Consider the following 25,849-nt stretch of genomic DNA (forward strand, 5'->3'; position numbering starts at 1 on the left):
CGTGTGCATACGTATTAACCGTGGAGGGTCGACCTCCTACGCTTGCCTGCATGTCGGAGAACTGATGGGGCCATGCGGGATGAATGCAACTGAACTTCTGGAAGTATCGAAAGCGCTCGGCTCGATCGGGCTTGCGCCTGATGCGCTGCTTCATTGGGAAGACTACATGCTGCGCGGGACGGAATCCACGGATGCCAGGAGAGCGGCCTCTGGCGCAAGAACGCTGTGCAACCCGGACCTGGAATCGATTGCACGGGCCCGCGCCGTGATCGAGAACATCGTGGCGTCGCGCTACCTGGGCGTCCAGGCCGACCCCGCGTTCGCATTCACGGACTTCGACCAGCTTCCCGCCCACGTGCAGGAGGCCGAACGCCAGATCGCCCAGGACAACGACCACGGCAACCGGATCCGCGTCGCCATTCACATGTGCCTCAGCGCCGCGAGCGTCGCCCTCGAAGTGGGCGAGGCACTGATGAATGGCCTGGCCGAGCTGCCGCCGGCGCAACGGGCCGAGGCGCTCCTGAGATGCGGCGAAGACGCGTTGGCGGCCAGCGATGCGGCGCGCCATGCATCCTTTGTTCTTACAGGCGAGGAGGTGCCGGAGACCGACGCCTTCTTCGAGGTCACCCGAGTCTGATGTTCCGCTGCACGCCTTTCCCAACCCTCACTCCGGAGAACAGCCTTGTACTCTGACGCATTGAAACCCTCCGATCGGGCCGTCACGGATCTTGCCGGGATCTCGGACCGGGATCTCATCGCGGCGACCAACCGCTGGCGAATCCTGGCGTCCGAGGGCGCACCGGGCGCCGCGCGATTCGTGCGCGAGCACGAGGACGAAATGACGCGCCGCTTCGGCGGCGCCACCACCGTGAGGGCGCCCTTGGCACCCTCCGCCACCGACGACAAGCGCGCAGCCAGGCCATGGTGGTGGTTTTGAGCAGGGATGAAGCATGGAGCTCCGCGCGAGCGGGGCAGGAGGCAACTGATGTCATATCTTCAAGGCAGGATCGCCGACGATGACTTCGCTCGCCGAATGATTGGTTCCGAGGCGGCCACCGCCGATCGGAGCGCGCCCCTCGCCGACGAGTCGATGAGCGACGTGCTGCGCATCCTCCGCGAGGTGCTCGCGATGGATGTCGAATTCGTGCCCCGGCTGGAGATGGGGCAGCGCGTGCCCGACGGACGTTCCGTCGGCTCGCTGCTGAGTACGCCGATCCTGCTGGCCGACGGCAGCCTTCACGGCTTCCTGTGCTGCCTGGGCTCGGCGGCCGACAGGGCATTGACGGCGGAATGTGCGCTGAAACGCCTGCGGATGGCCGCGCGATTCGCGGCGAAGCTGGTCGACCAGGCCAAGGCACGCGAGCGGGGCGCGTGACGCTCCCGGGGAGCACCGCGCGGAGCGGGGCCCTACGGCATATGCACGACGCCGGGCGGGGAGGTGTGGCCGCCCGAGAGCGGGACCGAGTACATCTCGAGAATCCGGAGCGCCTGAGCCGGGTCGGCGTCGAGGCGCTATCCCAGCGCCCGCAGTTCCCGCAACGCCACGGACAACATCGCCGCGTCGGGCGCCGGCACCGCGCGCAGTTCGCCCATCAGCTGTGCCGCGCGTTCGAGCGAGCGGCCGTTCGCGGCGTGCCACGCCTCGACCCGCGCCGCCGGCGATTCGATCTCGCCGCCCGCGGCAAGCACTGCCGCGGTGATCGAGCGTTGCAGGCTCGACAGGTCGTCGAGCATCGCGCCCTTCGCGAGCATCTGCCAATGCTGGTCGCCCGGCAGTGCCGCGATGCGCTCGCGCAGCCAAGGCATGCCCAGGCGGTTCGCGAGGTCGAAGTAGATCGCCGCCACCAGCTCCGCCGGCCACCGGGCGCTGCCGGCGATCTCGGCGATGTCGAGCGTGGCGTAGAGCGAGTCGAAGGTCACGACGTGCTCGGCCAGTTCGCGCGGCACGCCGCCGGCCACGTAGTGCGCGACCGCGGCGTCGACGCGGGCGCGCTCGTCGGCGTCCAGCAGCCCGGTCAGCCGCGCCGACAGCGCCTCGACGTTCGGCGTGAAGTGCGCGATGGTCGATTCCATGTCCTCGCTCAGGCGCCGCGAGCGCAGGAACCACTTGGTGCCGCGCTCCAGTTGCCGGCTGGTGTCGATCAGCAGGCCGGCCTGCACCGCGTTGTCGACGCGGTTGTCCAGCGCATCGATGGACCGCCACAGCGGCACCATGCCGAAGATCTCGCGGCTCATCAGGTAGGCGCGCACGACCTCGAACGCACGCGCGCCCGTGGTCTCGACCAGGCGATGCACGAAGGTGCTGCCCACGCGGTTGAGGCTGCTGTTGGTGACGTGGTTGGCGATGATCTCGCGCCGCAGCGGATGCCTGGGCATCCAGGCCGCGAACTTCTCGCTCAGCAGCTTCGGGAAGTAGCGCTCCAGCGCGGTCGCCACCCAGGGGTCGTCGGGCAGCGGCGAGGCCAGCAGCTCGTCGTAGAGCCAGATCTTGCTGTAGGCCAGCAGGACCGCGCGCTCGGGACTGGTCAGGCCCAGGCCCTGGGCGCGGCGCTCGGCCAGCTCTTCGTCGGAGGGCAGGTACTCGATCGCGCGGTTCAGCCGCCCCGCCTTCTCGAGAAACTGCATGAAGCGGGTCTGCGCATCCAGCAGTTGCGGCGCGATGCGCCCGGTGACCGAGAGCACCTGCGTCTGGTAGATGTTGTCGCGCAGCACCAGCGCGGCCACGTCGTCGGTCATCTCCGGCAGCAGCGCGTTGCGCTGCTTCTCGGTGAGCTCGCCTTCGGCGATGGGCAGGCCGATCAGGATCTTGATGTTGACCTCGTGGTCCGAGGTGTCCACGCCGGCCGAGTTGTCGATCGCGTCGGTGTTGATGCGCCCGCCCGCCAGCGCGAACTCGATCCGCCCCAGCTGCGTGCAGCCGAGGTTGCCGCCTTCGGCGAAGACCTTGCAGCGCAGCTCCCTGCCGTTGACGCGCAGGACGTCGTTGGCGCGGTCGCCGACCTGCGCGTGGCTCTCGCTCGCGGCCTTCACGTAGGTGCCGATGCCGCCGTTGTAGATCAGGTCGACCGGGGCCTTGAGGATGGCGTTGACCAGCTCGGCCGGCGTGAGCGCATCGGCGGCGATGTCGAGCGCCTGCTTCACCTGCGGCGTGATCGGGATCGACTTGGCGCCGCGCGCGTGGATGCCGCCGCCCTCGGAGATCAGCGCCGCGTCATAGTCGGCCCACGATGAGCGCGGCAGCCTGAACAGGCGCTCGCGCTCGGCGAAGCTCTTGCGCAGGTCGGGGTTCGGGTCGAGGAAGACGTGCCGGTGGTCGAACGCCGCCACCAGCCGGATGTGCGGGGACAGCAGCATGCCGTTGCCGAACACGTCGCCCGACATGTCGCCGATGCCGGCGACCGTGAAGTCGGTCGTCTGCGTATCGATGCCCATCTCGCGGAAGTGGCGCTTGACCGACTCCCAGGCGCCGCGCGCCGTGATGCCCATGGCCTTGTGGTCGTAGCCCACCGAGCCGCCGGAGGCGAAGGCGTCGCCGAGCCAGAAGCCGTATTCCTTGCTGATGCCGTTGGCGTAGTCGCTGAAGGTGGCCGTGCCCTTGTCGGCCGCGACCACGAGGTAGGGATCGTCGTCGTCGTGGCGCCTGACCCGCGGCGGCGGCACGATCCTGTCGCCCACGCGGTTGTCCGTGATGTCGAGCAGGCCGCGCAGGTAGTCCTGGTAGCAGGCCACGCCCTCGCGCAGGTAGGCATCGCGCTCGCTCGGCGCGGGCGCGCGCTTGAGCACGAAGCCGCCCTTGGAGCCCACCGGCACGATCACGGTGTTCTTGACCATCTGCGCCTTCATGAGGCCCAGCACCTCGGTGCGGAAGTCTTCCGGCCGGTCCGACCAGCGCAGTCCGCCGCGCGCGACGCGGCCGCCGCGCAGGTGCACGCCCTCGAAGCGCGTCGAGTAAACGAAGATCTCGAACATCGGCTTGGGCGCGGGCAGGTCGGGCACCTTCGACGAATCGAACTTGAACGACAGGAATGGGCGCGGCCGGCCCGCCGCATCGCGGCAGGCGTGGTTGGTGCGCGTGGTGGCCAGGATCAGCGCGAGGTACTGCCGCAGCACGCGGTCTTCCGACAGGTTGGCCACGTTCTCCAGCGCGGCCTCGATCTCGCGCACCTTCTCGCCGGCCAGCGTGTCGGCGCCGGCGGGCTGCGCAGGGTCGAAGCGCACCCCGAACAGCTCAACCAGCAGGCGCGCGATCGGCGCATTCGCCACCAGCGTGCCCTCGATGAAGGGCTGCGACAGCGCGAAGCCGATCTGCCGCAGGTACTTGGCGTAGGCGCGCAGCACGACGACCTCGCTCGCGGGCAGTCGCACCGCGAGCACCAGGCGGTTGAAGTCGTCGTTCTCGACCTCGCCGCCGAGGACGGCGGCGAACGCGCCCTCGAACACCGGGCGCAGCGCGTCGACGTCGATCTCGGTGTCGCCCAGGGCGCTGCGCAATCCGAAGTCATGCACCCAGATCGGCGCCGCGCCCTGCGGCGCGAGCCGGTAGGGATGCTCGTCGAGCACCTTCATGCCCAGGTGTTCGAGCATCGGCAGGCTGGTCGAGAGGATGAGCGGCTCGCCGCGCCGCAGCACCTTGAAGCGCAGCGTGCCCGGCGCTGCCTCGAGCGGGCGGTAGAGGTTCATGCCGATCGGCTGCGCGTCGCTCAGCCGTTCGATCAGCTCGATGTCGTGCACGGCCGCGCGCGCCGCGAACTCCTCGCGGTAGCCGGCCGGGAAGGCGCCGCCGAGCTGGCGCATCAGCTCGTTGCCTCGCGCCTCGCCGGTGGCCTCGATCAGCGCCGACTTCAGGTCGTCGTCCCATCGGCGGGCGGCGGCGACCAGGCGCTGTTCGAGCTCGCGCACCTCGACGGGCGGGATGCCGCCGGGCCGGGTGCGCACGGTGATCTGGATCAGGGCCAGGGCCGATTCCGACAGCTGCACGTTGAATTCGGAACTGGTGCCGTTGAAGGCCTGGACCAGGATCGCCTGCCACTTCTGGCGCAGCTCGGTCGTGTAGTTCTCGCGCGGCGCGTAGAGCATGCAGGCCACGTAGCGCTCGAAGGGATCGCGCCGCACGAACAGGCGGAAGCGCTGGCGCTCTCCCAGGTGGAGGATGCCCATGGAGGTGGACAGCAGCTCGTCGGCGCTGGTCTGGAACAGCTCGTCGCGCGGATAGGTCTCGAGAATGTTGAGCAGGGCCTTGCCCGAGTGGCTGCCGCCCGGGAGGCCGGCGCGCGCGACCACGTCGGCCACCTTGCGCCGCAACAGCGGAATGTCGGCCGAGCTGGCGCTGTAGGCCGTGGAGGTGAAGAGGCCGAGGAAACGGTCCTCGCCGCAGACCTGGCCGGCGGCATCGAAGCGCTTGACGGCGATGTAGTCGAGGTAGCCCGGCCGGTGCACGGTCGAGCGCGAGGTCGACTTCGTGACCACGAGCAATTCGGGCCGGCGCGCGTAGGCGCGCACCTCCGGCGGCAGCGCGGCGAAGGCGGCGGTCGGATCCTTGATCAGTTCGTGCAGGATGCCGAGGCTCGAATCCGGCACCACCTTGAGCGCGTCCTCGCCGTCGACCTTCACCAGCTCGTGGCTGCGGTGCCCGAGGAAGGTGAAGTGATCGTCGGCCAGCCAGCGCAGGAAGGCCTGGCCTTCGGCGAGTTCCTGCGGCGGGATCGGCGGCGCGCGCTCGTCGAGGCCCTGGACGATGTCCAGCACGCGCTGCCGCATCGCCTTCCAGTCGGTCACGGCCAGCCGCACGTCGCCGAGCACGCGCGTCAGGTCGGCGGCCAGCGCCTGGAGTTCGCCCGCGTCGGCCACGCGGTCCACCTCGACGTGGATGAACGATTCGCGGCGCGCATCGGGCGAGGGCGTTGCCGTCGCCAGGCCCTGCAGCGTGCCGTCGCCGTCGCGGATGACGGCGACCAGCGGATGGATGATCAGGTGCAGGGTCAGACCGTGGCGGTTGACTTCCATCGTCACCGAATCGACGAGGAAGGGCATGTCGTCGTTGACGATCTCGATGATGGTGTGGGTCGACTGCCAGCCGTGCTCCGCGATCGTCGGGTTGAACACCCGCAGCCGGGCGCGCCCCGGCTCGCGCCTGCGCGCGAAGCTCCAATGCGACAGCGCGGCGCCGTACAGGTCGGCCACCTGGCGATCGGCCAGGTCTTCGGGGTCCACCTGGCCGAAGTACTGCCGGGCGAAGCCGGCGAGCAGCTCCGCCTGGTCCGCGGGGACGCGGGTGCGGATCAGGTCGATGACCTCGCCCAGGCGTTCGCCTGGGCGTCCTGTCGCGGGTGCTTCGGTTTCCATGCGTGTCTCCTCATCGGCGCGTTGCCGGGCCATGGTGGAAGCGACTGTGAGGGGACACGCCGCCCTATTCGTAGAACGCGGGCGACAGCTTCTGTGCGTCGCGCTGCGCCTTGTCGTGGTTGATCCAGAGCTCGGCCTTGTCCCTGGCCATGATGTTCGCGAGCCGCTGCATCGAGGCGGAGGTCTGCCGCGCGTCGAAATTGATCGAGGGGACGCGCCGCTGGTCCCAGTTGTCCCTGAAGTGGGCGGCATCGCCGGACAGCAGGACGGCGCCGGTGCGTGGCAGCTTGACGAGCAGCGACTGGTGCCCCACGGTGTGCCCGGGCGTCGAGAGGATGGTGACACTGCCGTCGCCGAACACGTCGCGGTCGCCTTCGAGCAGGGTCACGGTCCCGACGGGCCGGGACCGAAGGGCGCTTCCGGTCGGGGACTCGTATTCGGCTTTCTGCACCAGCAGCATCGCGTTCGGGAACATGTCGACATTGCCGATGTGATCGGGGTGGCTGTGGGACACCGCGACGTACCTGATGTCCGACGGCTTCAGGCCGAGTTCATCGATCTGCGCCGCGAGTGTCCTGGGCCTGTGCCAGGTGATCGCGCGCGGGTCCGAGGGTCGCAAGCCCTCGGGCATGGCGGCGACCGCGTCGGCGAGGCCCGTGTCCCACAGCAGCCAGCCCTGCGCGTGCCTGATGAGGTAGCAGCTGTCGGCGAAGGGCATCGACTGGCCCACGTTGACGCCCGGCGACCAGCGCGAGATGTCCCCCGCCACGCCCTCGCCGCAGTTCAGGATGTAGAGACGCTGCACGCCGGACGGCGGCGCTTGCGAAACGATGGGCTGCGAGCAGGCCTGCAACAGCGAGAGCACCATCGCGAGGCCGGCCACCATCAGGCCGAGGCGCTTGATCGACATCCCGCGTTCCTTTTCCCGAGTTCCTTCTTCTTGTAACAGCTCGGCGTCGAGATGGCAACGTCGCCTCCCTCGGCCGCGATGGGGGCTATGGCGGGGTCCGTGGCTCGGACATCAGGCGGTACACGTAGAGCGACAGGTCGGCGATCAGGCGGTCGTCGTGGGTCGAGAAGTCGAGCCCGGTGAGTTCGGAGATCTTCGAGATGCGCGCGCTGATGGTCTTGCGGTGAACGCCCAGGCGCTGTGCCGCGGCTTCGTGCGAGCAGTTGGCGTCGAAGAAGACGCGCAGTGTCTGCAGCAGCTGGTCCCGCAGTTTCGCGTCCTCGCGCAGGAGCTGGCCGAAGTTGAGTTCCAGGAAGCGCTGCATGCCGGCCTCGTGCCGCAGGCTCAGCAGCATGCCGACCACCCCCGCGCGGTCGTAGACCACGGCGCCCGTGCGCTTGAACTGGCGCGCCACATCCATGGCGATCATGGCCTCGCGATAGGCCACCGGCAGCCCGTGCGCGTGGGCGCAGCGGCTGCTCCCGCCGACGAGAACGAGCCGCCCGCCCAGTTCTTCAGTCAGCCGCTGCGCGACACGGCGCGCCAGGCGCTCGGCATCGTCGAGCGGCTCGTCCGCGCAGAGGATGGCCAGCATCAGGCCATGGGTCGCCACCGCGCGCACGCCGTTCGGCTTGGCGCCCTGGATGACACGGGCGATCTGGCTTCGCACCGCCGAGACCGCGCGATCGGGGCTGCCGGCTGCGGGGCCCACTTCGCAGATGTACAGGCGCAGGGGGCCGCCCAGGTCCAGCCTGACGTCCGACGCCCGGTCGAGGGCGGCCGCGCGGGTTGCTTCGTCGGAGCGCAGCAGGTCCCAGACGATCGCATCGATGGTCTCCGACCGCGCCCGGCTGGCGGCCCGCTGTTCCAGTCGATGCACCGCGGCGATCATGGCCACCTGCGTGAGGGTCAGCTCGGTGATCTCCACGCTGCCGGGGCCGACGCGCCCGAGCACCCATCCGACGTTGTCGCCCTCGACCAGCAGCGGCTGGGCGCACCAGCGGCCGTCGTCGTTCTCGATGACGAGCCGGTCGGTGGTGGCCGATCGCGTGCCCGCGGATGCGTCCAGGGGCAGGTGCCGGACGATTCTCGGCAGCACATCGGCCGGGTCGCTGGCCTCGCTCCAGGCCAGCGAGACGCCTTCGCTGTCGACGATGGCGACTTCCGCCTGCAGGAAGTTGCCGGCGCTGGCCACCATGGCGGCCAGCCCACCTCCTTGCAGCAGGATCTGCATCAGGTTCTGCGTCAGGTTCGACAGGCTTCCGACGGTGTTGTAGCGCTGGCTCAAGGCCTCGTTGGCACGGCCGAGCTCGTCGACCATCTGGCGCTGCGAGGCATAGAGCTCGGCGTTCTCGATGGCGATGGAGGTCAGGTTGGCCAGCGCGACCAGGCGGATGTTGTCCAGTGCCGTGAAGGTCGAGGGCCTGCGGCGCCAGACCTCCAGCACGCCGATCACCGCGTCGCGCCCGAGCAGCGGCGCCGCGAGCGCGGAGCGCACCATCTCGACTTCCGCGAGATGGAAGAAGTCCCGGCTGATGTCGTCGCTGGTGAGGTAGTCCTCGACCGCGGAGGGCTCGCGCCGCTCCAGCACGCGGCCCGCCAGACCCTGGCCCGGCCCCATGCGCAGGCTCGCCGTCTGGGGCGAATGGTTGCCCACGCAGCGCTTCATCACGATCTGGTCGCCTTCGCCGAGCAGGACGCCGCAGATGTCGGCGGACAACAGCCGCTTGGCCTCCTGCGTGATGTGGAGCAGGATCTCGCCGAGGTCGTGGCTCTTCAGGATGCGCGTGGCCACGCGCTGCAGGGCCTGGACTTCGTCCAGGTTCTGCGAGGCGATGCGCTGGCGTTCGCAGGTCTGGAGGGCCAGCGCGACGCACTGCCGCAGGACCCCGATGTCCGCCGATTCCTCGATGCCGCCCATCGGGCCCTCGACCATGAGGCCGAGGGCGCCCGTGACGACGGGAATGAACACGCGCTCTTCGAAGCGGCGCGGACGGTCCCACTCGGACATGCCCTCCGGCGTGGGCGCGCAGGGCCGATCGGCGCCGTCGTCCAGCGCGGACCACTCCCGCCAGCTCCCGCCCGCGTGCAGCAGCACGCGCGCCCGCACGCCCGGGAACATCTGCGCCACGGCGCGCTCGGCCTCGGAGAGCAGCAGTTCGTACTGGCCTCGCATCGCCGCGGAGATGATCGGCTCCAGCACGACGGAGAGGGCCGCGCGCTGCGCTGAGAGTTCGGTGATGACGGAGGCGCCCATGTCGAAGGAGTGTCCCCAATAGGCCGCGGGTCGGCTATGGGGTGACTACGGCCTTCATGAGGGTCTGCGCCGCCAGCTGCCGGTAGAAGCCCGGCGCGTCGGCCAGCGAGCCGCGCGCGTCGATGACCACGGTCGGGTCGAGGGCGCCGCCCGTCACCAGTCGCAACAGGCGCCGGCGCAGGCGGATGCCGTCGCCGATGGCGAAGCTCACCGTGAGTTCGTCGCGGAAGCCGCGCCCGACGGGGAAGCCCCACGTCTCGGCGACATGGGCACCCACCGAGACGATCCTCGCGCGCGGCCGGGCGAGTCTGATCGCCAGGTCCAGCGGCCCGTTGCCGCCCACGGCCTCGAGCACCACGTCCGCGCCGAGCTCGCCGGTCAGGCGGCGCACCAGGGACTCGGCCTGGTCCGGGTGGACGGCCAGCGAGCCGTGCGCCTGCGCGAAGTGCCTGCGCCGCTCGTTCGGCTCCACCACCACCACGATGCCGGCCGCCGCGGCCTGCGCCGAGAGCGCGCACAGCTGTCCCACCGCGCCGCCGCCGATGACCACGACGCAGTCTCCGGGCTCGGTCGCCGCGCGTTCGACGGCGACCCAGCCGGTGGCCAGGTTGTCGCCGATCAGCAGGGCCGCCTCCGGCGAGCAGTTCGCGGGCAGCAGGCCGAGGGTCGCGTCCGCATGCGGCACGCGCACGTACTCGGCCTGCGCGCCGCCCAGGGGCGGGCCGAAGGCCGTGCCGGTGCCGAAGAAGGCCCGGTCGGCGCAGTGCCAATGGTCGCCGCGGTCGCACCAGCCGCAATGGCCGCAGGCCGAGAAGTCGGACGACATGACCCGGTCTCCCAGGCGGATCCTGCGGAGCGCGGAGCCCGCCTCGACCACCTCGCCGACGAATTCATGGCCCACGACCGAGCCCGGCGCCATCCCGGGGAAGTCCCCGCGCACGACGTGCAGGTCGGTGCCGCAGATGCCGGCCAGCGTGACCCGGACGAGGGCATCGGTGGGCTCCACGATCACCGGCCTGGAGACCTCCGCGACGGCGACTTCGCCGGGACTCTTGTAGATCAGGGCGCGCATCGGCCGGCTGCCTGGTTCACGGATGCACCTCCAGTTCGGCAATGCGTTGCGCGATCCGCGACGCGGCTTCGCGCAGCGCCTGCTGTTCCTGCGGCCGCAGCGCGAGCTGCACGATCTCCTTGAGGCCGTGGCGATCCAGGCGCACCGGCAGGCCCACGCGCGTGTCGGCGATGTCGTACGCGCCGTTCGAGCGCACGCATACCGCCATGACCTCGCCCGTGTCCTTCGCCATCGCGCGCACCATCGCCGCGGCCGACTCGGCGGGGGAGAAGTAGGCGCTGCCCTTCTGCAGCAGCTTGACCACTTCGCCGCCCGATTCGCGGGTGCGCTCGACGATCGCCGACAGGGTCTGGGCATCGAGCACCGATTCGATCGGCTTGTCGCCCGCGAAGGCCTGGCTCAGCGGGATCACCATCTCGGGCCCATGGCTGCCCAGCGCCATCGCGCGCACTTCCTGGGGCCGCGCGCGGCCGGTCAGGCCGACCAGCGAGCAGAAGCGCGCCGAGTCGAGCACGCCGGCCATGCCCAGCACGCGCCGTTGGGGGAAGCCGGTGTAGGCGGCGGCCAGGTGGGTCATTTCCTCCAGCGGGTTGCTCACCACGACGACGGTGGCCTCGGGCGCGTGGGTGCGGATTCCCTTGCAGACCGTCTCCATGATCGCGGCGTTGACCGCGGTGAGATCGGTCCGGCTCATGCCTGGCTGGCGCGGCTTGCCCGCCGTGATGACGACGTAGTCGGCACCGGCGAGGGCCGCCAGGTCCTCGCTGCCCGTCAGCGGGGTGGAGAAGCCATAGAGACTGGCGCCGTGCCACATGTCGAGCGCCAGCCCGGCCGCAAGACCGGGCACCACATCCACGAGCACGACGCGGGAGAACAGGTCGCTCTCGGCCAGCCGCAGCGCGGTCATGGCGCCGACGTGGCCTGCGCCGACGACGGCGGCCACGGGGCGCTGCCCCGGCTGTCCCGGCCGCGCCGGCGCACCGGGTGCCATGGCGCCGCGGCGGTACAGCGCGCCGGAGGGAGGCAGGACGAAGGGCGTCCGGCCCGTCGCGGCGGGTGCGGGCTTCGCGCCGGGGGCGGGCATGGCGGCGGGCGTGGCGGCTGGCCGGCTCGCGGCGGCCGGCGGCGCATCGCCGACCACCAGTTCGACGCCCAGTTCCCTGGCGCGGTCGCGCGCCAGGGGCGTCAGGCGGTCGCCCCGCGCGAGCACCAGGCGCGGCCCGGCGGCCTCGACATCGGCGGCAGTCAGCATCTTCATGGCCGGCCCTCCATCTGTTCGATCGCGGCCTTCGCCGCCTCGGCGGCGGCCTGCACGTTGCTCTCGGTGCCGGAGATGAACAGGCGACCGAAGCGGCCGAGCGCGCGCACCTCGATGATGCTGATGTCCGCCGCCTTCTCGGCCTCGTTGGCCGCCAGGCTCACATACGCCGCCGGCGAGAGTTCCAGGACGTAGAGGCTCTGCCCGGGAATCAGCAGGTTGCCCTTGCGCCACTTGTTGATGAGTTGCGCCTGGTAGGGATTGACGTTGGTCACGAAGGCCGAGGAGGCGATCTTCGGCTTGATGCGGTCGCTCGCCTTGAGCTGCAGGTACTCGAGCACCGCCTGCCCGGCCGCCAGCACTTCGGCCTGGGTTCGCGAGTGGATCTCGAGCAGGCCGAACTCGCGCTCCACGACCTGCAGCGCGGGCCGAACGTCGGCCGCCTTCAGCGCGATGTCGGCGCACCGGAAGATCTCGTTGCCGGGGGCCACCTCGATGTAGAGCTCGGACATGCCGGCCACCGGAACGTCTCCCTGGCAGGTGGCCGCCACGTGCGCGGCCGCCTGCGGCTGCATGCGGTCGACGAAGGCATACGTTCGGAGTTGAAATTCCATCTAGCTCACCGCGATTCCAAAAGGTGTGATCAATTCGGCATGGCCGTAGGCCCGTACCGGCCAACCGAGATAGCGCTCGATGACTTCCCCCGCGCCCGGAAGCTGCAGCGCGCCGCCGGCCAGGTGGACGACGCCGGGCCGCTCGCCGCCGCACTGCCGCGCGATGGACGCGGCGATGCGCTCGATGCCGGGGCGCAGGATCGGCATCGCCTCGGCCCCGCGCTCGCGCTTGCGGACTTCGGCTTCCTCGATCGTCAGGTGCAGGGCGCCCGCGAGGATCAGGTCCAGGTGATGGCCGCCGCCCGCGCGGTCGCTGAGCGAGGCGAGCGCGCCCTTGCGGAAGACGCCGACCCCGGTCGAGCCGCCGCCCACGTCGATGACGGCGCCGTCGCGCACGCGCAGCACGGCATTGGCGGCCGTCACCTCGTCGACCAGGTGGCGGCAGTCGATGCCGGCCTGCTGCAACACGAAGGCGCACGCGCGGCAGTCGCTCGGCGGCACGGCCGGCGGATGGGCGGTGGCTGCTTCGCCGACCGCGACGCCCAGCGCCTGCTCGGCCCTGGCCTTGAGTTCGCGCACCGCCTGCGCGGCGCCGTGGAAATCGACGACCACGCCGTCGCGCACCACCTGGGCCCGCAGGAAGTCCCAGTAGACGGGCTGCATGGCTTCGTCGACGGCGCTCAGGACGATGGTGGCGGTGCCCAGGTCGACGCCGAAGCGCAATGCCCCGCGTGCCTCGGCCGGCTGCCGCAGGCGCGACGCGGCGCCGGCCAGGAAGCGCTCGATGCGCTGGTGCTCCGCGGCGGCTGTCTCCGGTGGGCGTCTGGGGGTGGGCTCGGTGCGCATCGGCATCACAGCCCCATGGTCGGAGAGTAGATGTCGCGCCACGGGCGGTTCTCGTGGGCGATGCGCTTGATGTTGATCAGGTGCATCGCCGTCACGTTGTCCGAGACGATGGAGCCGCTCCAGGTGCCGGTGCCCAGCATGAACGACGGGTCGGTGCCGGCGCTGAAGCCCATGCCGCCCAGCAGGCTGGGCGAGTTCACGATGATGCGGGACGCCGGCAGGTCCGACATGCGGGCGATCATGTCCGGGTCCTGCCCGTGCAGGCCCAGGGTGTGGCCCTCGCCGCCGAAGGCCAGCACCTGGCGGCAACGCGCGTATGCCTCCTCCAGGTCGCGCGCGCGGTAGAAGGACAGCACCGGTCCCAGGATCTCCGCCGACAGCGGAGTCTGCGGTCCGACGTCGGTCAGGACGGCGCCCAGCACCTTGGTTCCCGCGGGCACGTCGAGCCCGATGCGCCGGGCGAGCTCGATGGCCGACTGGCCGACGGCGTCGGGGTTCAGCGCGCCGCGTCCCATGAACAGCAGCTCCGACAGGCGGCGCTGGTCGTCGGGCGACAGGAACACGGTGCCGTGCTGCTCGAAGGCCTTGATCGCCGCATCGGCGACGGGCTCGTCGAGCACCACGGCCTGTTCGGCCACGCAGGCCGTGCCGTTGTCGAAGGACTTCGAGACGACGACCATCAGCGCGGCCTCGGCGACGTCGGCCACCGAGCGGTGGATGTAGACCGGCACGTTGCCGGCACCGACCGCCAGCGTCGGCTTGCCCGAGGAGTAGGCCGCGCGCACCATCGCCGCGCCGCCGGTGGCCATCACGAGGGCGATGTCGCGGTGCCCCATCAGTTCGCGGGTGGCCGCCAGCTGGCCGCCCGAGAGGCAGTCGAGCAGGCCGCGCGGCGCGCCGGCCTGCTCGGCCGCGGCCGCCATGAGCTCGACCGTGCGCGCGCAGCACCTGGCGGCGCGCGGGTGCGGCGCGCAGACGATGGCGTTGCCCGCCTTCACCGCGGAGAGGCACTTGAAGATGGTGGTGGAGGTCGGGTTCGTCACCGGGATGATCCCGGCGATCACGCCCATGGGCACGCCGATCGCCGTCACGCGGTTGACCTCGTCGACCCACAGCACGCCCAGGGTGCGCATCCGCATCATCGCGTGGGCGCAGAACCTGGCGTTGAACAGGTTCTTGAGGATCTTGTCCTCGTAGACGCCATAACCGGTCTCGTCGACGGCCAGGCGGGCCAGTTCCTTGGCGGCGTCCTCCGCCGCCCGGGCCATGGCCTGGACGATCTGGTCGGCCTTCGCCTGCGTCACGCCCTGGAAGGCTTCGAAGGCCTGGCGCGCCGATTGCGCCTTGAAGCGCGCCTCGCCGATCGCGGCGAGCTCGGGGTCCATGTATGCCGCGCTGCTCACGTCTTCACCCGCCCTCAGCGCTGCTTCGGCAGGATGGCCTCGACGTCCTCGTGCGGACGCGGGATCACATGGACGGACACGATCTCCCCGATCTTGCCCGCCGCGGCCGCGCCGGCATCGGTGGCGGCCTTGACCGCGCCGACGTCGCCCCGAACCATCACCGTGACCAGTCCGCCGCCGATCTGCTCGCGGCCGACGAGGCGGACATTGGCTGCCTTGACCATCGCATCGGCCGCCTCGATCGCACCGACCAGGCCCTTGGTCTCGATCAGGCCCAGGGCGCCGCGCGGGCCGTCGAAGTCTGTGTTGCTGGGGTTGGAAGTGGTTGCCATCTGGGAGTCTCCGTTTGCGGGTTGGGGAAGTGGGTTGCGTGAAGGGGGCGTGTCAGTGCTTGACGAAGGTGGGCTCGCCGTCGAGCTGCACCGAATCGACGATGGCGATGACGGCCGCGTCGGTCGGGGTCGCCTGCCCGTCCGAGGCCACGCGGGCCGCGCTGCCCAGCGTCACGAGCACCACCTCGCCGACGCCGGCGCCCACGAGGTCGACCGCCACATAGACTGCGGTGGACAGGGCGCTGTTCTCGCCGGCGGCCGTCGGGTTGGCCGCGGCCACCGGCTCCAGCAGCAGGAGCTTGTGGGCGGCGAGGCCCGAGGCCTTGATGGACGCCACGACATTGCCGCGTACGCGAGCCAGTTGCATGTTTGTCTCCGTGATCCCCGGGTTCGGGGCACGACGCAACGGTAAGCGGGCGGCCCGCCAAAGTCATTGGCCATGCTGGCGCAATCGAGGCGCCCTCGATGGCCAGTGTGGCCATGGCGGCGGCAGCGCGCACTCCTTAGAGTTCGATGCAGCGGCTCACGGCAGGGCCGACCATAAGAGAGACTGGAGACAACCGGTGATTCAAGACAGCGACGCGCAATTCCACGGCACCGATGCCGATCCCACCTGGGCCGAGACCAACTTCTTCGGCTTCTACAACGCCGGCGAGCGGCTCAACGTCGGCGTCTACGCGCTGTTCCGACCCAACCTCGGGGTCGTCAGCTCCACCGTCTGCATGAACTCGCGACGCGCCGTCACGCCGTGGGAGGCGGACTTCTGCGACATGCGCGCGGCCATGCCCATTCCCGAGCCGCGCGACCTGCTGGACTTCGAACTGCTCAACAGCCTGCGCATCCGCTGCCTGGTGCCCAACCGGGTCTGGCACATCGCCTACGACGACCGGCAAGGCACGCGCATCGACGTGAACTACGAGGCCCTGATGCCGGCCTTCGACATCCACGACCCGGCGATGGACCCGATGTGCGGCTCGCAGTCGGCCGCCGGCAAGTTCGCATGGGGCACGGCCTACAACGGCCACTTCGACCAGACCGGCCAGTTCACCGGCAAGGTGGCGATTCGCGGCCGCGAAGTGCCGATCGACTGCGTCTCGACGATGGACCACAGCTGGGGCCCGCGCCCCGAGCGCAACAAGCCCAACATGAGCTGGCTGCACGCGCATTTCTCCAGGGACCTGGCGGTGCACGGCATCTTCGGCTTCGACCCGGCGTCCAACGGCGCCGAGCTCTGGCTGGCCCATGGATACGTGCTGCAGGACGGCAAGGTCCACGGACTCAAGGCGGGCACGGGCCGCGTGGCACGGCCCCAGGAGCGCTACCCGGAGCACGTCGTCCTCGAACTGACCGACGCCGCCGACCGCGTCTGGAAGGCCGAAGGCCGCGCGCTCACCACCTTCCCGTGGCAGTGCTGGCCGAACATGGTGTCCTTCAATTCACTCTGCGAGTGGACGATGCAGGGGCGGCAGGGGCACGGCGAGGTGCAGGACTTCTTCGAGCTGCCGCAGCTCAACGCGCTCAACAGCGCCGGCGCGACCGCGCGCCCCTCGCGTCCTCTCTAGGACGCAGGGACCCAAGGCCATCCCATGCCGCGCGCCATCCTGTTCGACCTGGACGGCACCCTCGTCGATACGCGGGCGGCCTCCTGGGAATTGTTCTCGGAGACGAACCTCGCCTTCGCGCTGGGCATCGATTCGCGCGAGGCGTTCTTTCGCGCCTTCGAGGGCAACTTCTTCGAGTCGCTGGCGCGCCTTTGCCCCGACCCGAAGCGCGGTGCCGCGGCCAAGGCCCACTTCATGGAGCTGCTGCGGACGCGCTATCACCCGGCGCTCATCCCCGGAATGGTCGACGTGGTGCGGGCGCTGGCGCCGCACTGCACGCTGGCCGTGATCTCGACCAACGGCATCGAGGCGATCCGCCGGATCCTGGTCGATGCCGGCATCGCCACCTGCTTCTCCCACGTCTTCTCGGGCGATGTCGAGCCGCGCAAGGTGAACTCGATGCGGCGCTTCCTGGGCGACCAGCGCTATGCGGCGCAACGGATGTGTTCGCCGGCCTACCACGACGGGCATGGCGCGGACGGCGCGCTGGGGGCGGATGACGTGGTGCTCGTCACCGACACCGTAGGCGATGTGGTCGAGGCACGCGAAGCCGGCGTGCGGGCCATCGGCGTGGCCTGGGGCATGCACACGGAGCGGCAGTTGCTGGACGCCGGCGCCGAGCGGGTGGCCCTGTGGCCCCAGGAACTGGTCGCGTGGCTGCGGCCGGCGGACTCGGGCGGCGCATCGTGCGCCTGCACCGTGGCCAGCCCGCGGGGCGCGGAAGCATCGGCACCCTGCGCCGCGTGTGCCCCGGCCCCGGCCGGCGCCGCCACCGGCGACCCCGTGCTCGACGCGGGGCGTCTTCGCCGTGACCGGCAGTTGCAGGCCCGCAAGGCGCCGATCGGCACGCTGGCGGGCGCGGTCCCGGCCGCGCCGCGCAAGCCGCGCCTGGAGGCGGATGCGGGCCGTCGCGAGCTGCTGCAGGCACTCCATCGCATCGTCGGGAGCGCCGCGTGAAATGCATGGCGCCCTCGGCTGCCGGCCGGCTGCACGCGCGGAATGCGCCGCGCCGCGCCCGCATCCGCTCCCCGTGACACCGCGCTCCCGGTTGCGGCGGTTTCACCCATTCCCCAGCTGAGTTCAACACAAGGAGACGAGTTTCATGAAAGCCATTGCCGAAGGGTTCAACAGTTTCGAGACGAGCAAGAAGCCGATCGGAAGCATCAAGTACCTGCCCGACCCGAAGTCGGTCATCGCCTTGATCCAGAGCGGAAAGCTCAAGGAGCACATCGTGCTCGCGCAGGGCGGCACGACCACCTTTCTCGCGCCGGCGCTGAGCATGGGCGCCATCGGGGTGATCACCTTGTCCGGTGCGCCGGAGTCCCACCTCGGGATCCTCTCGCGCGAATTCCAGATCCCCTGCGTGATGACCGCCTACCTCACGGACAGCGACTCGCGCTACGTCACGGGCGGCGACAACAAGGCCCACTTCGAGCTGATGATCAAGGCGCTCGACGGGAAGAAGGTTCAGCTGAGCTGCGACGGCGCCGAACTGGGCCAGATCCTGCTGGTGGATTGACAACACAACACGGAGACAACGAACATGGACTATCAGAAACGCTATCAGCCGGGCGACGACGGGCTTCGGTTCCAGGACCTGACCTACGTCGGCAACTTCAAGGGCCTGCCGCCCGTGCCCGACGGCATCCTCGGCGACCGCATGATGAAGGCGCGCGCCAAGAGCAAGGTGCTCGAGAAGGTCAGCAAGGAGGACGTGCTGAGGGACCAGTTCAGCATCGCCGAGCTGAACGATCTCAACAACTACCTCGCCTGGAACATCTGGGACGTGCTGGTGATGCGCGCGACCGAGGGCGCGTCCGGCATGATCCCGCGCCAGGAATACGAGATCCTGGCCTTCATGCACGAGTTCTATCGCTGGCCCGAGATCCTGCGCATGACGACCGACGAGGTCGGCGCGCAGGGCATCGTGGACATCGGCGCGACGGCCCGCTCCGAGGTCGGCACCAAGATCAACTGCGTGCATGACTGGTGCATCGGCGCGGTGGGCTTCGGGATGGGGCGCTGCGGCCTGCTGGCGCTGGAGGTGATCCAGCCCAACGACTACATCGAGGAGAGCAACGAGATCCTCAAGTTCATGCAGCGGGTGCTCTGGGGCAAGCGCCAGGATGGCTGGATCCTCAATTCGCAGGACGCCTATCGCTGCCAGATCCACGAGAAGGCCCTGATCGAGCGCCTGACCTCCCAGCTCGACCGCATGGATTCGGGCTCCGCCGAGCATGAGAGCGTCATCAAGTTCAACGCGGCGGCCGAGCTGCTCTCCTTCCTCGACCACTACGATTGCCGGCTGGGCCTGGGAGACACCGGCCCCTATCCGCTGCCCAACGGCAACCTGCTGATCATTCGCGACCTGTTCACGAACGAGGAAGCCTTCGAGTGGAGCGACGTCTGCGATCACGAGAACGTGCCGCACTGCTACACGATCGTGCTGGAGATCGACCCGAAGCAGATGGGCCTGGACGAGATCCGCGTCAACGACATCTCGACCACCTTCACGCGCCCGAAGAACTACATTCCGGCGATCAAGGCGGCCGCGGTCTTCGTGCGCGAGAAGTGGGACACGCCGATGGCCGAGGTCTACAAAGTGCCGGTCAAGGACCTCGGCAAGCGGCTGGAGGGCATTCAGCAGGCGACCTTCAAGCTCTACTCCAAGCTGTCGCGCCAGTCGCGCCGAACGCTGATCACCAACGGCATGTACGTCTACTACATCGACATGATCCTGCCGCATCTGCGGCGTGCCGGCACCTACGAGAAGGCCTGCACGGACTACCAGTTCTGGGAGATCGACCAGCGCGTGTCCAACTACTACTACGACATCACCAAGCGCGGCTTCGCGCAGGCGACGGTGCCGCAGAAGATCTTCTCGGGGGAGGGGTATCTGCCTTTCGGCGACAACGCGGATCGCCGCCGCTCGAAGTACTTCTGGTCCTGACCGACCGGGCCGACGGGCCGCACCCCGCCCCGATGGGCAGGGTCCGGCTCCCACGTGCAACCCCCTGGGACACCCTGACATGCTGTCTGACACCGACTTCACGACGCTCAACGCGATCTATCTCAAGAAGATGGCCACCGAGGCGACCATCGCCGATGTCACCGGCCTGCCGGCCGAGGTGGTCGAGCAGCATCTGGCGGCCGCGGACGACCACGGCTGGATCATGCGCACCCCCGGCGGCGTCATGCTGCTCACCGAAGGCGCGGCGGAGGTGCTCGCGTACTACGACGCGGCCTATGCGGCCGTTCGCGCCGACCCCGCGCTCGGGCAGTGGTACGAAGGCTTCGAGGCACTCAACACGCGCTTCATCGGCGCGGTGACCGAATGGCAGCAGACGGAGGGCGACGAGCGCGTCGAGCGCCGGCTGCTGCAGGCGGCGGAGAAGCTGGCCAGGGACATCGGCCAGCTGGTGCCCCGCATTCCGCGCTACGCCGCCTACGTGCGGCGGCTGGAGCACGGCATGGATCGGGTCGACCAGGGCCAGCGTGAGTACGTGTGCAAGCCGACGATCGATTCGGTGCACAACATCTGGTTCGAGTTCCACGAGGACATCCTCGCCGTGCTCGGACGCCCCCGGGATACAACGTGACTGGTGCACAACACGCGAACGCAATGGTGGCGGCCCTGATGGCGCAGACATACGCTCAACCCGTCGAGCACATCGACGCGGACGACCTGGCGCGCTTCGGCGGCAAGGCGACCGGCCTGGCGCGAATGGCCGCCGCCGGTATTCCGGTGCCGCCGGCATTCGTGATCGGCACCGACGGCTACCGGGCCTTCCGCGCGGCCGGGTCCTTGCCCGCGGCGATCGTCGCGCAGGCGAAGGAACAGATGGCCCGCCTGGAAGCCGCGACGGGCCGCCGCTTCGGCGCGCGCGATGCGGCCCCGCTGCTGGTGTCGGTGCGCTCCGGCGCGCAGGTGAGCATGCCGGGGATGATGGACACGGTGCTCAACCTGGGCATCACCGCGGGCGGCGCCCTGGCCATGGCACGCGAGACAGCCAACGCCGGCTTCGCGCTGGACACCTGGATGCGCTTCTGGCGCATGTTCTGCGACATCGTCCTCGCCATCGACGGCGAGGCCGTGGCGCGCTCCCTGGCGGCGCAGCTCGACGCGGCGAAGGCCGATCCCCAGGCCGGGACCTTCGAGGCGCTGGAGGCCGCGGTGATCCATGCGATCGCCGACCAGGGCGCGGCAGACGTGCAGGCCGATCCTCATTGGCAGCTGGAGCGCGCCATCGCCGCGGTGTTCGAATCGTGGGACAGCCGCCGCGCACGCGCGTATCGCGCGCATCACAGGATCGCCGACGACCTGGGCACCGCCGTGACGGTCCAGGCCATGGTGTTCGGCAACCGGGACGCCCGCTCGGGCTCGGGCGTCGCGTTCACGCGCGATCCGAACACGGGGGAGCGCAAGCTGTACGGCGAGTTCATGCTGTGCTGCCAGGGCGAGGATCTGGTCTCGGGCGCGGCGACGCCCGCATCGCTCACGCAGCCCGGCGCGCTGAGCGAGCAGCACCGGCGCGAACTCTTCGAGCACGGCCAGCGCCTGGAGCGCATCTACCGCGACGCGGTGGACATCGAATTCACGGTGGAGGGCGCGCGGCTGTACTTCCTTCAGGTACGCGCCGCCAAGCGCACCGCGCAAGCCGCGGTGCGCATCGCGGCCGAGCTGGTGGACGACGGCATCATCGCGCCCGAGGCGGCCTTGCAGAAGGTGTCGGCGGAACAGCTCAAGCGGCTGCTGCGGCCCTCGTTCGAGCCCGCCGCGCTGGCGGCGGCGCTGGTCCTGACCCGGGGCATCGCCGCGTCGCCCGGGCATTCCTACGGCGTCGCCGTGCTCGACGCGGATCGCGCGGCGGCCCTGGCGGCCTCCGGCGAGCGCGTGGTCCTGCTGCGCCCCACCACCAGCCCGCAGGACATCCGCGGCATGCTGGCCTCGCAGGCCATCGTGACCGCGCGCGGGGGCGCGCTCAGCCATGCGGCGGTCGTGTCGCGCGCGCTGGACGTGCCCTGCGTGGTGGGTTGCGAAGCCATGGAGATCGAGCCCGACCACCGGCGATTCAGCGTCGGCGGCCAGGTCTTCGAAGAGGGTGCGCCGCTGTCGGTCGACGGCGCCACCGGCCGCATCTACAGCGGCATCCTGCCGCTGGAGTCGGTGGCCCATGCGGTCGGGCATATCGATCGCATCCTCGCCTGGGCCGATGCGAAGTCGCAGGCGCGCTTCTGGATCGCCGGCGTGAACGGCAGCGACGCCCGCGCGGCGATGCGCCAAAGTCCGGGCGGGCTGGGGGTGATCGCCCTCACGGATCTGCTGATCGGCGCGGGCACGCTGGGCCAGTTGATCGACGCGATCAACGATCTCAGCCAGCAGCCGGAGCACAAGGACACCCAGGACCGATTGACGCGCCTCACCTACGACGCCTGCCGCCACCTGATGCTGGAGTCCTCCGGCGCGCCGATCGATATCCGCCTGCCCAATCTCGGGTCGCCGCGCGCGCAGCGCCTCATCAGCACCTGGGCGTCGCTGGCGCCGCGCCTGTTCCTGCCGCTCGGGCTCAAGGGGCTGTACATCCCTTTGTTGCGCGGCATCGTGGACGCCGCGCGAGACACGGGGCACGCGCAAGTCACGCCCCTGGCGGCCGCCATCACCGGCGTGGAGGAGTTCACGGCCTTTCGCCAGGCTGCCGCCGCACTGGGACTGGCGCGCGTGGGCGCGGCCTTGCAGAGCCCCGCGGGCCTGGCCGCGGCCTCGGACCTCGCGCGGGCGGGCGCGGCCCTCTGGATCGACATCCGCGAGGTGATCCGCACCTACTACGGCTACCCGAGCGCGCTGTCGTTTGCCGACGATGTGTTCGAAGGCTATGTCGTCGACGGCTATCTCCGGTACAACCCGCGAAGCACCCTCGGGCCCCATCTGCGCAGACACCTGGGCGAGCTGGTCGCCGGCGTCGGATCGGTGCCGGGGGCGAGGCTGGGTGTCGAGTGCGGCGACGGCACCGCGCTGTCGCTGCTCGAGGACCTCTACCGGGTGGGAATGCGCACCTTCTCCGTGCCGGCACCGAGCACCGCCGGCATCCGGCTCGGACTGGGCCAACTTGCTGTAAGGGAACCCTCATCATGACTGACTTGCGAGGTAGCGCGCTCGGCTTCGTCGAGACGCTGGGTAAGACGGCGGCAACGCTGGCCGCCGATGCCATGGTCAAGGCCGCGAACGTGCGCCTGGTCACGATGCAGCAACCAGGCGGCGGCATCATCACCGTGGTCGTGCGCGGCGATGTCGGCGCCGTCAAGGCGGCGGTGGACGCCGGCGCCGCGGCGGCGCAGACGGTGGGCAAGGTGCGCTCGGCGCACGTGATCCCTCGGCCGCATGACGATGTCGAGGACCTCCTCGAGCGTCCACCTGTCCGCTGAGGCGCATCGGCGAGACCCATGAGCGACGGCTCTCCCGGGCGGCAGGTGTCGCCATTGCGCGGCGCCTTCAACTTCCGCGACCTCGGCGGCCTGGCAACGCGCGACGGGCGCCGGACGCGGCCGGGGCGGCTGTTTCGCAGCGACACCTTGCAGGCGCTGACGCCGCAAGACATGGCCTATGTGACCGGCGTGCTCGGCCTCCGGGCCGTCGTGGATCTGCGCCTGGCGATCGAAGTCGCGCGGGAGGGACGCGGCCCGTTGGCCGCGTGCGAAGACATCCGCTACGTCAACGCGCCGCTGGGCATGGCCGCGGCGCAAGGCCTGCAGCCTGACGAGGTGCTGAACTCGCTGTATGTGGGCTGCCTGGGCGGCGGATCGATGCTGGCGCATGCCCTCGAGCATCTTGCCGCCTTCGCTGACGCTCCGACCGTGTTCCACTGCGCGGCGGGGAAGGACCGGACCGGCGTGCTGTCGGCGCTCGTCCTGCGGCTGCTGGAGGTCGATGACGACGCGATCGTCGCCGACTACATGGCCAGCGCCCACAACATGCCGCGCATGCTGGAGCGCTTCGCCACCTGGCCGCGATACCGCGACCACCTGGCGGCGATGCCGCCGCAGGTCTATGCGGTCGAGGAGCAGCCGATCCGGCGCTTTCTTTCCGAACGCGACGCACGGCATGGAGGCGCGCGCGCCTGGGCGCTCGCCAACGGCGTGCGCGCGGAGTCGCTGGCCCGCCTGGAGCGCGAGCTGCTGAGGGCTGCGTAGGCAGACTCGGTCGATGGCGGCCCTGTCCTGATCGGCAGATGGCCCGCGGATCGGTGAACCATTTCACGAATCGTGGCGCGACGCGAAGCGGCGTTGCCGTCTCGATACGTTCGGCCAGAGTTGCTCTGCCTAAGATGATTTCCTCATCCCCTCTCTGGAGGTCATCATGGACAGAGTTCCCGCCAAGGCGCAGCCGCAAGACCCCGTCGCAGCCAGACTGGGTGAATACATCTCGCGAGCCGGAGTCCTTGTCGCCGTCGTCATCGGCCTCGCTTCCTTCTTCCGGGGCTAGACACAAGGAGAGGGCGCGCGAGGCATATCGGCAAGAGGTGTGAGGCCATTGCTTGTGGCAAGCCCGAATGCTGCCTAGACTCGCCCTCATGCCAGCCAGCGTCCTTGCCTTCACCCACCTCGCCATCGCGGCGCTGCTCCTCGCAGCGACGCTCGCGCGCGCGGTCGCGATGAACAGGGCGCGTCGCCAGCTGACGCCAGCACATTCCTGAGCCCGGCGGTCCGCTCTCCCCCCTTCAGCGCAACCATCCACCGCCGGGCCTGACCTTCGCGCGGTCGCGGCCGCTGCCTGCAACAGGGCAGCCCGCATTTGATGGAGTGCGTCCATGCATGCAACGATTCACGGCGAGCGCACGCTCACCGATCTTGATTTCGCCCGTCTGAGCCGACTGCTCGGGCGCCACCTGCCACCCAGCCTGGCGGACCTTCTCGCGTGTGCGGAGGTCACCAGCTCGAGAGCCGTTCCCGCGGACATCGTGACGATGTACTCGCGCGTCGAGCTTGTCGACCTGCACACGCGCCGACGGCAGACGCTGACGCTGTGCTATCCCGCGGACGCGGAGCCTGCGGCCGGCTTCATCTCCGTGCTGTCGCCGGTGGGGAACAGCCTGCTCGGGCTGAAGGCCGGGGACATCGCGCGGTGGCAGACCCCGACAGGCGAAGCGTGCGCCGCGGAGATCGCGGCCGTCCTGTTCCAGCCCGAAGCGACGGGCGACTACGCCACGTAGCGCCATGACGCCTCGATCCATCCTCGCCGTGACCGACCTGGCCGCCGGTTCGGCGCACGTTCTCTCGCGCGCGGCCCATCTGGCCGCCGAGCACAGGGCAACCCTCAAGTTGCTCCATGCGGCCACGCCCGGAGAGCCGTCGACCCCCGATGCCGCATGTCGATTGGCGCAGCTGGCCTTGCAGCTTGGCCAGCGCCACGGCCTGTGCGTGCGAACGGCAAGCCGGACGACGAGCACCCTCGCGGACCTGGCGAGCGAAGCGCGCTGTGCCGATCTCCTGGTCGTGGGCACGATGGCGCAGCGCAGCCTGTGGTCCTTTCTTCGCGGGCAGCCCTCGGAGCGCCTGCTGCGGATGACACGACGGCCCCTTCTGGTGGTGCGGCAGGCAGCTGTCCGGCCTTACCAGCGCGTGCTCGTCGCCGTGGACTTCACGCCAGCCTCCCGCAAGCTGGTCGAGCATGCGTTGGCGATCGGCACATCGGCGCAGCTCGAACTCTTCCATGCCATCAGCACCGCGAACGAGGGCAAACTCCGCCACGCGGAGGTCTCGGAGCAGGCCATCAAGGCCTATCGGCACGAATGCAGGCGCTATGCCCAGGACCGGATGTTCTGGCTGACGGATTCCTCGGCCGCTCGTCGCAACCGCGTGTACTCTTCCATCGGGCATGGGGACCCGGCCCGCCAGATCGTGGTTCAGCAGCAGCACGGCGGCGCCGAACTCATCGTGGTCGGCAAGCACCCCGCATCGGCGCTGGCGGACTTCGTCTTCGCGAGCGTGGCACAACGCGTTCTGCGCTACGCCGCCGGCGATGTCCTCGTCGTGCCCCACGATGCCCAGCCTGCATCAGGGATGGCTGCCGTCCGCCGCCTGCAGCCCGAACGCGCGGTCACGCGGCGAATCCGAGCCGGCGCGCCCCCTTCACCGGAAGGCCCGGACGATTCCCGTCGACGATCCTCCTCATGGTGAT

The 25,849-nt window shown here is 69.9% G+C and carries 25 protein-coding genes; 15 read left to right on the forward strand and 10 right to left on the reverse strand.

What is annotated here, in order from left to right:
- The first annotated feature begins 79 nt into the window (after nucleotides 1-79).
- Genes AC1DNF_RS17845 through AC1DNF_RS17855 form a run of 3 tightly spaced genes read left to right on the forward strand, consistent with a single transcriptional unit; the run spans nucleotide 80 to nucleotide 1,375 of the window.
- Nucleotides 80-637 (forward strand): hypothetical protein, encoded by a 558-nt coding sequence (locus AC1DNF_RS17845; protein ID WP_478149942.1) that lies wholly within the window; start codon nucleotides 80-82, stop codon nucleotides 635-637.
- Between the two features lie 45 nt (nucleotides 638-682).
- Nucleotides 683-937, forward strand: coding sequence for a hypothetical protein (locus AC1DNF_RS17850; protein ID WP_478149943.1), 255 nt, complete (start codon nucleotides 683-685; stop codon nucleotides 935-937).
- Nucleotides 938-985: 48 nt separating this feature from the next.
- The gene (locus tag AC1DNF_RS17855) at nucleotides 986-1,375 is read left to right on the forward strand and encodes a hypothetical protein (protein ID WP_478149944.1); all 390 of its coding nucleotides are present in this window, start codon (nucleotides 986-988) and stop codon (nucleotides 1,373-1,375) included.
- Nucleotides 1,376-1,512: 137 nt separating this feature from the next.
- Here AC1DNF_RS17855 and AC1DNF_RS17860 read toward each other — a convergent pair whose 3' ends face one another.
- The 10 genes from AC1DNF_RS17860 to AC1DNF_RS17905 form a co-directional block, all read right to left on the reverse strand.
- Nucleotides 1,513-6,342, reverse strand: a complete 4,830-nt coding sequence (locus AC1DNF_RS17860; RefSeq protein WP_478149945.1) for an NAD-glutamate dehydrogenase — start codon at nucleotides 6,340-6,342, stop codon at nucleotides 1,513-1,515.
- A 64-nt stretch (nucleotides 6,343-6,406) separates the two neighbouring features.
- On the reverse strand, nucleotides 6,407-7,252 hold the full coding sequence (locus tag AC1DNF_RS17865; RefSeq protein ID WP_478149946.1) for an N-acyl homoserine lactonase family protein: 846 nt from the start codon (nucleotides 7,250-7,252) through the stop codon (nucleotides 6,407-6,409).
- A gap of 85 nt (nucleotides 7,253-7,337) precedes the next feature.
- Nucleotides 7,338-9,548 (reverse strand): helix-turn-helix domain-containing protein, encoded by a 2,211-nt coding sequence (locus tag AC1DNF_RS17870; RefSeq protein ID WP_478149947.1) that lies wholly within the window; start codon nucleotides 9,546-9,548, stop codon nucleotides 7,338-7,340.
- Nucleotides 9,549-9,582: 34 nt separating this feature from the next.
- Nucleotides 9,583-10,620 (reverse strand): alcohol dehydrogenase catalytic domain-containing protein, encoded by a 1,038-nt coding sequence (locus AC1DNF_RS17875; protein ID WP_478149948.1) that lies wholly within the window; start codon nucleotides 10,618-10,620, stop codon nucleotides 9,583-9,585.
- Between the two features lie 16 nt (nucleotides 10,621-10,636).
- The gene (locus tag AC1DNF_RS17880) at nucleotides 10,637-11,878 is read right to left on the reverse strand and encodes a malate dehydrogenase (RefSeq protein WP_478149949.1); all 1,242 of its coding nucleotides are present in this window, start codon (nucleotides 11,876-11,878) and stop codon (nucleotides 10,637-10,639) included.
- Entirely contained in the window at nucleotides 11,875-12,492 is a 618-nt protein-coding gene (locus AC1DNF_RS17885) for a BMC domain-containing protein (RefSeq protein ID WP_478149950.1), read from the reverse strand. Before AC1DNF_RS17885 ends, AC1DNF_RS17880 begins: the two co-directional genes overlap by 4 nt.
- Nucleotides 12,493-13,344 (reverse strand): ethanolamine utilization protein EutJ, encoded by an 852-nt coding sequence (gene eutJ / locus AC1DNF_RS17890; RefSeq protein WP_478149951.1) that lies wholly within the window; start codon nucleotides 13,342-13,344, stop codon nucleotides 12,493-12,495.
- Nucleotides 13,344-14,741 (reverse strand): aldehyde dehydrogenase family protein, encoded by a 1,398-nt coding sequence (locus tag AC1DNF_RS17895; protein WP_478149952.1) that lies wholly within the window; start codon nucleotides 14,739-14,741, stop codon nucleotides 13,344-13,346. The genes eutJ and AC1DNF_RS17895 overlap by 1 nt, the downstream gene beginning before the upstream one ends.
- A gap of 14 nt (nucleotides 14,742-14,755) precedes the next feature.
- The gene (gene eutM / locus AC1DNF_RS17900) at nucleotides 14,756-15,073 is read right to left on the reverse strand and encodes an ethanolamine utilization microcompartment protein EutM (protein ID WP_478149953.1); all 318 of its coding nucleotides are present in this window, start codon (nucleotides 15,071-15,073) and stop codon (nucleotides 14,756-14,758) included.
- Between the two features lie 52 nt (nucleotides 15,074-15,125).
- Nucleotides 15,126-15,440, reverse strand: a complete 315-nt coding sequence (locus AC1DNF_RS17905) for a EutN/CcmL family microcompartment protein (protein WP_478149954.1) — start codon at nucleotides 15,438-15,440, stop codon at nucleotides 15,126-15,128.
- Between the two features lie 196 nt (nucleotides 15,441-15,636).
- Between AC1DNF_RS17905 and AC1DNF_RS17910 the strand changes: the two genes are divergently transcribed.
- The 12 genes from AC1DNF_RS17910 to AC1DNF_RS17965 all read left to right on the forward strand — a co-directional run bounded on the left by AC1DNF_RS17910 (nucleotide 15,637) and on the right by AC1DNF_RS17965 (nucleotide 25,848).
- Nucleotides 15,637-16,635, forward strand: a complete 999-nt coding sequence (locus AC1DNF_RS17910; RefSeq protein ID WP_478149955.1) for a DUF7064 domain-containing protein — start codon at nucleotides 15,637-15,639, stop codon at nucleotides 16,633-16,635.
- Between the two features lie 24 nt (nucleotides 16,636-16,659).
- Nucleotides 16,660-17,631, forward strand: a complete 972-nt coding sequence (locus tag AC1DNF_RS17915) for an HAD family hydrolase (protein WP_478149956.1) — start codon at nucleotides 16,660-16,662, stop codon at nucleotides 17,629-17,631.
- 145 nt (nucleotides 17,632-17,776) lie between these two features.
- Nucleotides 17,777-18,193 (forward strand): PEP-utilizing enzyme, encoded by a 417-nt coding sequence (locus AC1DNF_RS17920; RefSeq protein WP_478149957.1) that lies wholly within the window; start codon nucleotides 17,777-17,779, stop codon nucleotides 18,191-18,193.
- A 24-nt stretch (nucleotides 18,194-18,217) separates the two neighbouring features.
- Nucleotides 18,218-19,624: a hypothetical protein gene (locus tag AC1DNF_RS17925; RefSeq protein WP_478149958.1), complete on the forward strand. Its 1,407-nt coding sequence runs from the start codon at nucleotides 18,218-18,220 to the stop codon at nucleotides 19,622-19,624.
- Between the two features lie 79 nt (nucleotides 19,625-19,703).
- Nucleotides 19,704-20,273 (forward strand): hypothetical protein, encoded by a 570-nt coding sequence (locus AC1DNF_RS17930; RefSeq protein WP_478149959.1) that lies wholly within the window; start codon nucleotides 19,704-19,706, stop codon nucleotides 20,271-20,273.
- A 38-nt stretch (nucleotides 20,274-20,311) separates the two neighbouring features.
- Nucleotides 20,312-22,807, forward strand: a complete 2,496-nt coding sequence (locus AC1DNF_RS17935) for a pyruvate, phosphate dikinase (protein WP_478149960.1) — start codon at nucleotides 20,312-20,314, stop codon at nucleotides 22,805-22,807.
- On the forward strand, nucleotides 22,804-23,097 hold the full coding sequence (locus AC1DNF_RS17940; RefSeq protein WP_478149961.1) for a BMC domain-containing protein: 294 nt from the start codon (nucleotides 22,804-22,806) through the stop codon (nucleotides 23,095-23,097). The genes AC1DNF_RS17935 and AC1DNF_RS17940 overlap by 4 nt, the downstream gene beginning before the upstream one ends.
- Before the next feature lie 18 nt (nucleotides 23,098-23,115).
- Nucleotides 23,116-23,862, forward strand: a complete 747-nt coding sequence (locus AC1DNF_RS17945) for a tyrosine-protein phosphatase (protein ID WP_478149962.1) — start codon at nucleotides 23,116-23,118, stop codon at nucleotides 23,860-23,862.
- 166 nt (nucleotides 23,863-24,028) lie between these two features.
- Nucleotides 24,029-24,154, forward strand: coding sequence for a hypothetical protein (locus AC1DNF_RS17950; protein WP_478149963.1), 126 nt, complete (start codon nucleotides 24,029-24,031; stop codon nucleotides 24,152-24,154).
- 88 nt (nucleotides 24,155-24,242) lie between these two features.
- On the forward strand, nucleotides 24,243-24,365 hold the full coding sequence (locus tag AC1DNF_RS17955; RefSeq protein WP_478149964.1) for a hypothetical protein: 123 nt from the start codon (nucleotides 24,243-24,245) through the stop codon (nucleotides 24,363-24,365).
- A gap of 114 nt (nucleotides 24,366-24,479) precedes the next feature.
- Nucleotides 24,480-24,881 carry a GreA/GreB family elongation factor gene (locus AC1DNF_RS17960; RefSeq protein ID WP_478149965.1) on the forward strand — a complete coding sequence of 134 codons (402 nt, stop codon included), beginning with the start codon at nucleotides 24,480-24,482 and terminating at the stop codon, nucleotides 24,879-24,881.
- A 4-nt stretch (nucleotides 24,882-24,885) separates the two neighbouring features.
- Nucleotides 24,886-25,848 (forward strand): universal stress protein, encoded by a 963-nt coding sequence (locus AC1DNF_RS17965; RefSeq protein WP_478149966.1) that lies wholly within the window; start codon nucleotides 24,886-24,888, stop codon nucleotides 25,846-25,848.
- Nucleotide 25,849: the final 1 nt, after the last annotated feature.

Source organism: Variovorax sp. 01T432 (assembly GCF_056398605.1).